Origin of the sequence: Mesorhizobium sp. M4A.F.Ca.ET.050.02.1.1 (assembly GCF_003997725.1) — a bacterium.
Taxonomy (GTDB): domain Bacteria; phylum Pseudomonadota; class Alphaproteobacteria; order Rhizobiales; family Rhizobiaceae; genus Mesorhizobium.
On record NZ_RZSG01000232.1, the window covers coordinates 1 to 7,976 of the forward strand.

Genomic DNA, 7,976 nt, shown 5'->3' on the forward strand with positions numbered 1-7,976 from the left:
GGGGGAGATTATTCGCTCCGCCGCCTTCGCCAATTTCGAACGCTGCGAGGGTGCGCGCCAGCGCTGAAACCGCAAATCTCCCCCTTAAGGGGGAGATGCCCGGCAGGGCAGGGCTCGCGTCAGCCTTAAATCAACTTCTCCAGCGTGATCGGCAGATCCCTGATCCTCTTGCCCGTCGCATGGAACACCGCGTTCGCAATCGCCGGGGCGACGCCGACGATGCCGAGCTCGCCGACGCCCTTGCCGCCGAGCACTGACGAATGCGGGTCGGGGATACCGACCGAGATCGTCTCGATGTCCGGGATGTCGGCGTTGGTCGGGATCATGTAGTCGGCGAGGTTGCCGTTGACGATGCGGCCATGGCGGCGGTCGACCATGCCTTCCTCCAGCAGCGCCTGGCCGATGCCCATGATGATGCCGCCCTTCCACTGGCTTTCCGCCAGCTTCGGATTGTAGAGCCGGCCGGAATCCAGCGCCGACACGACACGCGACACCCGCACCGTGCCGAAATCCTCGTCGACCCTGACCTCGACAAAATGCGCGCACCAGGAGTGGCGTGAATAGTCGCCCTCGGTGTGCGGGATCGACACGGCGATGGTGGTGTAGTTCCGGTAGCGCTCCTCAGCCGTCGCGTTCGCCGGCATGGTATCGCCCTTGGCCTCGATCCGTTCACGACCGACGGCGGACAGAAGCTCGGCGATCGGGATCTCGGGACCGTCGCCGCGCGGCGAGGCGATGCGACCGTCCTTGACCACCAGTGTGTTCGCCTGCAGCGCATGGAAGGGCGAGCCCGGATCGGCGATCGCCAGCCCGATCAGCTCGTCCAGCGCCTGGCTCGCCGCCTTGTAGACCGCGCCCGTCATGACGCCGGCAAGGCGCGAGCCGCCGGCGACGCCGGCGCGGGCGAAGTGGGAATCCCCCAGCTTCACCGACACATGCTCGACCGGCACGCCGAGCGTCTCGGCCGCAGTCTGCGCCAGGATCGTGTAGGTGCCCTGGCCCATGTCGATGGAGGAGCTTTCGACCTCGACCGAACCGTCGGCGAGGATATTCACCACCGCCTCGCCATGGGCGCGCCGCACCGGATAGGTGCCGGCCGCCACGCCCCAGCCGATCAGCTGGTGGCCGTCGCGCATCGAGCGCGGCATTGGCGAACGCTTCCCCCAGCCGAACGCCTCGGCGCCGGCTGCGAAGGCCTCGCGCAACTGCCTGGTCGACCACGCCTTCCTGGCGTGCGGATCCTGTTCGGCGTAGTTCCTCAGCCGGATTTCCAGCGGATCGATGCCGACCTCATAGGCGAGCTCGTCGATGGCGCATTCGATGCCGAAGGCGCTGGGGTTCTCGCCCGGCGCGCGCTTGGCGCCGGGCACCACGGTGTTCACCCGCACCACATTCTGCTTCGAGGAGAAGTTGGGCGTGGCGTACATGATCGAGGTGACGGAGCCGAGCGGCTCGACCCACATGCCATCGACCGCCGTCTCGTTGACGCCGCGATGCACGATCGACTGGATGCGGCCGTCCTTGTCTGCGCCGATCGCCACCGTCTGGCGGGTCGCGGCGCGGCCGCCATAGGAGGTGAAATTCTGCGGCCGGGTCAGCACCAGCTTCACCGGTCGTCCGAGCATCTTCGCCGAGGCCGCCGCCACCGCGCTGTGGGCGAGCGCCAGCGCCTTCGAGCCAAAGCCGCCGCCGATATAGGGCGAGACCAGCCGCACATTCTCGAACGGGATCGCGAACCATTCGGCATAGGTGCGCGCCATGCCGTCCAGCCATTGGCTGGGCTCCCAGATGGTGAGCGCCTCGCCCTGCCAGCGGGCGATCAGCCCATGCGGTTCCATCGCCGCCTGGAATTCGCGCGGCGTGTTGTAGGCCGCGCAGACGCGCACCGGCGAGGCGGCGAAGGCACCTTGAGCGTCGCCCCACTCCTTGGTCATGGCGTCGATCGGGATGCCGTCGCCGGCCTTGGGGTCGCTGAGGTCGACGATCGCCGGCGTCTCGTCATAGGTCACCTTGACGAGGGCGGCCGCCGCGACCGCCTGCTCGAAGGTCTCGGCCACCACCGCGGCGATATGCTGGCCGGAATAGGTGACCGTGCGGGCAAGCGGGCAATAGGTCTGTTGCGACGGCGGGTTGCCGAGCCAATCCGAAGCGCCCTTCAACTCCATGATAGTGTCGGGCGTCAGCACCAGAAGCACGCCGGGCGCTGTCTCCGCCGCTCTGCTGTCGATGGCCACCACCGTTCCGGCGGCGATGGTGCTTTCTATCATCACTGCGTGCGCCAGCCCTTCGAGTTGCTGCTCGACCGCGTAGTGCGCCGCGCCGGTGATCTTGGCCGGGCCGTCGACACGCGACAGCCGCCCGCCCACCGCCTCGAGGCGGGCGCTGTCCGAAGCCGCATGTTTCATCTCATGAACGGTCATGCCGTCTCTCCCAAATTGAGGATGGCGCGCGCGACGACGCGCGGCGCGAGCTCGATCTTGTAGTGGTTGGCGCCATGGTCGACGGCGCCTTCCATGGCGAGTTCGCTCGCCTTGCGCACGGTGGCCTCGGTCAACGTCTTGCCTTTGAGCTCGTTTTCGACTGCCCGCGCGCGCCACGGCTTGGTGGCGACGCCGCCGAGCGCGACGCGGATGTCGCGGATGGTGCGACCGTCGCCTTCGAGCTCCAGCCCTATCGCCGCGCTCGCCGCCGCGAATTCGTAGGACTGGCGGTCGCGAACCTTGAGATAGGTCGAGCGTCTGGCCGCTGCCGAGCCCGGGATCTCGATCGCCGTGATCACCTCGCCGGGGCGGATGTCGTGCTCGCGCTCGGCGGTCGCGCCGGGCGCGAGGAAGAAGTCCTCGACCTTTAGCCTGCGCTCGCCGAGATGGACCTCGGCGTCGAAGGCGACGAGCGCAATCGCGAGGTCGCCTGGATAGGTGGCGATGCAGGCCTCGCTGGTGCCGAGCACCGCATGGCCCCGCGTCACCCCGCCGATCGCCGAGCAGCCGCTGCCCGGCGCGCGCTTGTTGCAGGCCGGGAAGTTGGCTGGGTCGCGAAAATAGGGACAGCGCGTGCGCTGCATCAGGTTGCCGCCGATGGTCGCCATGTTGCGCAGCTGCGCCGAGGCCGCCTGCCACAGAGCCTCCGAGACGGCCGGGAAGCAAGTTTTGATCCCGGCATGGTCGGCGACATGGCTCATCTTCGCCAGCGCGCCGATCATAGCGCGGTCGGCGGTGACGTCGATGGCGCTGAGCCCCTCGATATGGCTGATGTCGATAACGGTCGAGGGTTCGGCGACGCCGCATTTGGCGAGGTCGACCAGCGTCGTGCCGCCGGCAAGCAGCATGGCGCCGGGGAGGGCGGAAGCATGGCGCGCGGCCTCGACAGTGTCGGCGCGGAGGTAGGAAAAGTCTCTCATGAGCGGAGCCCCTCTGCTGCCTGGCGGACGGCGGCGACGATGTGCGGATAGGCGCCGCAGCGGCACAGATTGCCGGCCATGTATTCGCGGATTTCTTCGTCGGACCCCGCATGGCCCTCGCGGATGCAGGCCACCGCCGACATGATCTGGCCCGGCGTGCAATAGCCGCACTGGAAGGCGTCCTGATCGAGGAAGGCGGCTTGCACGGCGTTGAGCGTGCCGTCCGCGTCGGCAAGCCCCTCGATGGTGGTGATGTCGCGTCCCTCGACCTGCGCCGCCAAAGTCAGGCAGGCAAGCACGCGCTCGCCGTCGACATGCACGGTGCAGGCGCCGCACTGACCCTGGTCGCAGCCCTTTTTGGTGCCGGTGAGGTGGAGCCGGTCACGCAGCGCGTCGAGCAGCGTCACGCGCGGCTCGATGTCGAGAGTGTGGTCGCTGCCGTTGATGATGAGGTGGAGGGAAAGCGTGGTCGGACTGATGGTGACTTGGTCATTCATGGGGCGTCGGGCTCCAATTGCTGGACGCTAGGCGGATGGAAATGGGGCTTGGGAGGGCAGGGGCAAGGGTGACGGGAGCGTGTTAATCTCCCCTCTTGAGGGGCAGATGGCCGGCAGGCCAGAGGGGGTCGTCTCGCAAAGAGCGCCAACCTCTACCTGCCGCGGCAGGTCGCGCCCGGTCGAACCGACCCCCTCTGTCGCCTTTGGCGACATCTCCCCCTCGAGGGGGGAGATTACGCTCTCAACACGTGACATACCGGTCCCCCTGATTATATGATAAAGCTGCTCCACTAAAACGGAGGCGCCTCCGTTTATTTACGTGGGGGCTGACCCGGTCGGGTTCAAGCCCCAATCGACTCGTGGAGACAAAATTGGCTGAAAGGCCGCCAGCGACAGCCGACGAGAAGCCAGACGCGCCCGCGCCAAAGCCGCTGCGCGCCGATGCCCAGCGCAACCGCGACAGGCTGGTCGAAGTGGCGGCGCAGGCTTTCGCTGAGGCTGGTGTCGATGCCTCGCTGGAGGAGATCGCGAAACGGGCAGGGGTCGGCATCGGCACGCTCTACCGGCATTTCCCGACGCGCGAGCATCTGGTTGAGGTGGTCTATCGCCGCGAGGTGGAAGGGCTTTGTCGCGCAGCCGGGGAACTGGCGGAAAAACATCCGGCCGATGTCGCGCTGGAGCTGTGGATGCAGCGCTTCGTCGACTATATCGGCACCAAGCGCGGCCTGGCGACCAGCCTTCGCATCCTGCTCACCACCAACTCGACACTGTTCTCCGATACGTCCGGGCGTGTCTCGGGCGCGCTGAAAGGCCTGGTCGAGCGGGCTGCCGCCGCCGGCTCGATCCGCGCCGACGTCGATGCCTCCGACGTGCTGCATGCACTCGGCGGCATCTACTCCGCGCCTAACACGCCCGACTGGCGCGACCGCTCGGGGCGGCTGGTCAAGCTGTTGATGGATGGCTTGCGGTTCGGGGCGAGGGAGGCGTCGAAGCTGCCCCGGTAGTCGGGCGCGCCGCGATGCGTCTATCGTCCCAGCGGTTGCTTCGACAGCGACAGAAGTTCTTCCTCGTCGGCGATGCCGGCCATGTAGTTGGCAAGGATGCGGGACGCCAGGCCCTCAAGGCGATCGGGGGAATCGCTTTCAAGCTTCAACCGTTCGAAGACCCTTGCCAGCAAGGCCAGTTCGGACGGATCGAAAATACCAGCGTCCTGAGCTTTTCGACGAATTGGCATGACGCCTCCCAAGCAGACGTTTTCGCAAGGCCATTGCAACGCGCTCCCGTCGAGACTGCGAGTTGGTGGTTAAGAAAACATTAGCCATGCAGAAAGTTCCAGTGCGGTCGAAATGGGCCGTGTGCGCTTTGCCGCCGACCGTTCCGCAAATACACAAACGCGTCATCGACTCGCATTGCCGGGAGCGCAGCCTAGATAGAGCGCGGGGCAAATATGATTACAGAAGGACATACGCATGCCTGAACGGCTGACACTGAACGACGGCGCCACCATTCCTCAGATCGGGCTCGGCGTGTGGCAGGTCGATCCGGGCGTCACGGCCAAGGTGGTGCGCTGGGGGATCGACGCCGGCTACCGCCTGATCGACACCGCCGAGGGCTACCGCAACGAGGAAGGCGTGGGCGAGGCGATCCGCGCGGCAAGCGTGCCGAGAGGCGACCTGTTCATCACCTCGAAGCTGCGCAACGGTGCCCACCAGCGCGACGCCGCGTTGCGCGCCTTCGACGACACGATGCAAAAGCTCGGCATCGATCAGATCGATCTCTTCCTCATCCACTGGCCGGTGCCCAGCCAGGGCAAGTATGTCGAAGCCTGGAAGACGCTCGTCGAACTCCAGAAGGCAGGCCGCATCAAGTCGGTTGGCGTGTCGAACTTCAACCAGGACCATCTGCAGCGCATCATCGGCGAGACCGGCGTGACGCCGACCGTCAACCAGATCGAATTGCATCCGCGCTTCCAGCAGCGCGACAAGCGCGAATTCCATGCCAGGCACGATATCAAGATCGAAAGCTGGAGCCCGCTGGGCAGCGGTCGCCTGCTGGCCGACCCGACGTTGGAAGGGATCGCCAGGAAGCACGGCAAGTCGGTGGCGCAAATCGTCATCCGCTGGCACCTGCAGGAAGGGCTGATCGTTATCCCGAAGTCGAACCACCAGGAAAGAATCGCCGCCAATTTCGACGTCTTCGGCTTCGAGCTGGACGGCAACGACCTGGAGACCATCCGTGGCATGGATTCCGCCGACGGCCGCACCGGGCCGGATCCGGCGGCGGCGGCGTTCTTGTTCTGAGGCGTTGAAACAGCTGATCTCCCCTTGGGGGAGATTAGCGCTTCGCCGAAGGCACCTTTTCTGCAACGTTGGCGATTGGCCTATCGCTACGCCATCGCCACGATCACATGCGCCTGGATCTTGGCGGCGACCGCGCCGCTGCCGTGCCTGTCCCTGATCGCGACTTCGGCGCAGTCGGTCGCGGCTTCCAGTTTTGCCGCGTCCCTGGCCTCGATCTCGTTGCGAAGCAGTGTCCCCTGGCAATAGGCGACGGCAGGAATGCGCGGCGAGGGGGCCCGGCTTTGTTCGGCCCTCGTCTCGATCGTCACATGCGAGAAGCCCGCAGCCTCCAGGTCGCTGCGGATCAGGTCCTTGTCGTGGTAGCCGTGCGGCGTGCGTGCCAGGAAGCGCGGCGGATCGTCCGGGAAAATCCTTGCCAGGGCATTCGTCACGTCGTCGGCGAACTCATTCTCCTCGATGCGATCCCACACGTTGAACAGGAAACGTCCGCCGGGCTTGAGCACCCGCCTTGCCTCGCGGTAGCCGGCCGGGCGGTCGGGAAAGAACATCGCGCCGAACTGACAGCAGACGAGGTCGAAGGCGGCGTCCTCGAACGGCAGCGCCAGCGCATCCGCCTGGCGCCATTGGATGCGGCTGTCGGCGCCTTGCCGCGAGGCGGCGTGGTCGAGCATCGGCAGGTTGAGGTCGGTCACGACATAGCGCGCGGCGGGGGACAGTTTTGGCGCCAGTGCGCGGGTGACGACCCCGGTGCCCGCGGCGGTTTCCAGAACGGCGCCGGGCGACAGGGACGCCGCCCGCTGCGCCAGGTCCGCGGCGTACGGCTCGAAGATCAACGGCACCATATAGCGATCGTAGTTTTCCGGAACAGAGCCGGCGAACACCTTGTCCGTTTCCAGCATTGCTATCCCCCACGGTGCATTTGGTGGCGCGAGACTAGCACGTGGTTGTCTGTTTGGCGCGTTTTTCGACCGAACCAACCCATATGCGGCGGCGCCCGGCAGGGCAAAGGCGGGCTGTCCCGCCGGCCCATCCAGCCGAAGGCGTCTATGCGCCGGCATTTACGGGCGTCGCGGCGACACAAAAGAACTGCAGCGCCCCCGGGGGGCCGCACATGGCACCTTGCTCCTCGAAAGCCAGGCCGGAGCCGACGATCAGGTCGCGCACCGTCCGCGATGCGATGATCTCGCCGGGCCGGGCATGGTCCAGAGACCGCGACGTGACCTCGATGGCGACTCCGCTGAACTCCTCGCCGTGCGACTCGCACTCGCCGATGTGGATCGACGAGCGGAAATTGGCAGCCAAAGGCTTCAGGCGCTCGCGAATGGCGACCGCACATTGGATGGCCCGCGTCGGCCGCTGGAAGACAGCGAGCACCTTGTCGCCGGATCGCCTGATCTCCCTGCCGTCGAACAGCAGCAACTGGTCCCGAATCGCTTCGGCGTGTTGGCCGATCGCCTTTTCGCCGGCAGGCGCGATCTCGATTGCCAGTACCGAGAGCAGCAAGCGCTCGCTCGGAGCCGCGGGCAGGGCGCCGGTGACGATGCGTCTGATCTCGTCGACCAGGCGGTCGCAGTCCTCGCCCCAGATCAAATGGTCCCTGCCGGCCAACTCGAGATATCTGGCGCCTTCGATATGCCTTGCCAGGTAGCGTCCTTCTTCCGGCCTTACCCAGCGGTCGCCCGTCCTTTGGATGACCAGCGTCGGAACATGGATGGCGGGCAGGATATCGCGTACGTCGATTTCTGTGCCCCAGCGCCAGAGCGCGATCGCATCGGCGGG

General features: G+C 66.3%; 7 protein-coding genes and 1 pseudogene. 2 read left to right on the forward strand and 6 right to left on the reverse strand.

Going from position 1 to position 7,976, the window contains the following annotated elements:
• Window positions 1-125: 125 nt before the first annotated feature.
• From EOA33_RS16800 to EOA33_RS16810, 3 genes are read right to left on the reverse strand one after another with little or no spacing between them, the layout of a single operon-like run.
• Window positions 126-2,420, reverse strand: coding sequence for a xanthine dehydrogenase family protein molybdopterin-binding subunit (locus EOA33_RS16800; RefSeq protein ID WP_126055334.1), 2,295 nt, complete (start codon window positions 2,418-2,420; stop codon window positions 126-128).
• Window positions 2,417-3,400, reverse strand: a complete 984-nt coding sequence (locus EOA33_RS16805) for a xanthine dehydrogenase family protein subunit M (RefSeq protein WP_127406097.1) — start codon at window positions 3,398-3,400, stop codon at window positions 2,417-2,419. The genes EOA33_RS16800 and EOA33_RS16805 overlap by 4 nt, the downstream gene beginning before the upstream one ends.
• The gene (locus EOA33_RS16810; protein WP_189375174.1) at window positions 3,397-3,897 is read right to left on the reverse strand and encodes a (2Fe-2S)-binding protein; all 501 of its coding nucleotides are present in this window, start codon (window positions 3,895-3,897) and stop codon (window positions 3,397-3,399) included. Before EOA33_RS16810 ends, EOA33_RS16805 begins: the two co-directional genes overlap by 4 nt.
• 371 nt (window positions 3,898-4,268) lie before the next feature.
• On the opposite strand from EOA33_RS16810, the gene EOA33_RS16820 reads away from it, so the two are divergent.
• Complete coding sequence (locus tag EOA33_RS16820) at window positions 4,269-4,901, forward strand: TetR/AcrR family transcriptional regulator (RefSeq protein WP_126055332.1); 633 nt, start codon at window positions 4,269-4,271, stop codon at window positions 4,899-4,901.
• A gap of 20 nt (window positions 4,902-4,921) precedes the next feature.
• On the opposite strand, the gene EOA33_RS16825 is transcribed toward EOA33_RS16820, so the two are convergent.
• Window positions 4,922-5,131, reverse strand: a complete 210-nt coding sequence (locus EOA33_RS16825; RefSeq protein WP_126055331.1) for a hypothetical protein — start codon at window positions 5,129-5,131, stop codon at window positions 4,922-4,924.
• Window positions 5,132-5,366: 235 nt separating this feature from the next.
• Between EOA33_RS16825 and EOA33_RS16830 the strand changes: the two genes are divergently transcribed.
• Window positions 5,367-6,197, forward strand: coding sequence for an aldo/keto reductase (locus tag EOA33_RS16830; protein WP_127406099.1), 831 nt, complete (start codon window positions 5,367-5,369; stop codon window positions 6,195-6,197).
• Window positions 6,198-6,283: 86 nt separating this feature from the next.
• On the opposite strand, the gene EOA33_RS16835 is transcribed toward EOA33_RS16830, so the two are convergent.
• Window positions 6,284-7,096, reverse strand: coding sequence for a methyltransferase domain-containing protein (locus tag EOA33_RS16835; RefSeq protein ID WP_127406100.1), 813 nt, complete (start codon window positions 7,094-7,096; stop codon window positions 6,284-6,286).
• A gap of 145 nt (window positions 7,097-7,241) precedes the next feature.
• A pseudogene (locus EOA33_RS39085) lies at window positions 7,242-7,976 on the reverse strand (alpha/beta hydrolase); the annotation flags it as partial.

What these genes read in the sequence shown, in the direction of transcription:
- EOA33_RS16800 (WP_126055334.1), bottom strand. Translation starts at nt 2,420, where the DNA reads ATGACCGTTCATGAGATGAAACATGCGGCTTCGGACAGCGCCCGCCTC.
- EOA33_RS16805 (WP_127406097.1), bottom strand. Translation starts at nt 3,400, where the DNA reads ATGAGAGACTTTTCCTACCTCCGCGCCGACACTGTCGAGGCCGCGCGC.
- EOA33_RS16810 (WP_189375174.1), bottom strand. Translation starts at nt 3,897, where the DNA reads ATGAATGACCAAGTCACCATCAGTCCGACCACGCTTTCCCTCCACCTC.
- EOA33_RS16825 (WP_126055331.1), bottom strand. Translation starts at nt 5,131, where the DNA reads ATGCCAATTCGTCGAAAAGCTCAGGACGCTGGTATTTTCGATCCGTCC.
- EOA33_RS16830 (WP_127406099.1), top strand. Translation starts at nt 5,367, where the DNA reads ATGCCTGAACGGCTGACACTGAACGACGGCGCCACCATTCCTCAGATC.
- EOA33_RS16835 (WP_127406100.1), bottom strand. Translation starts at nt 7,096, where the DNA reads ATGCTGGAAACGGACAAGGTGTTCGCCGGCTCTGTTCCGGAAAACTAC.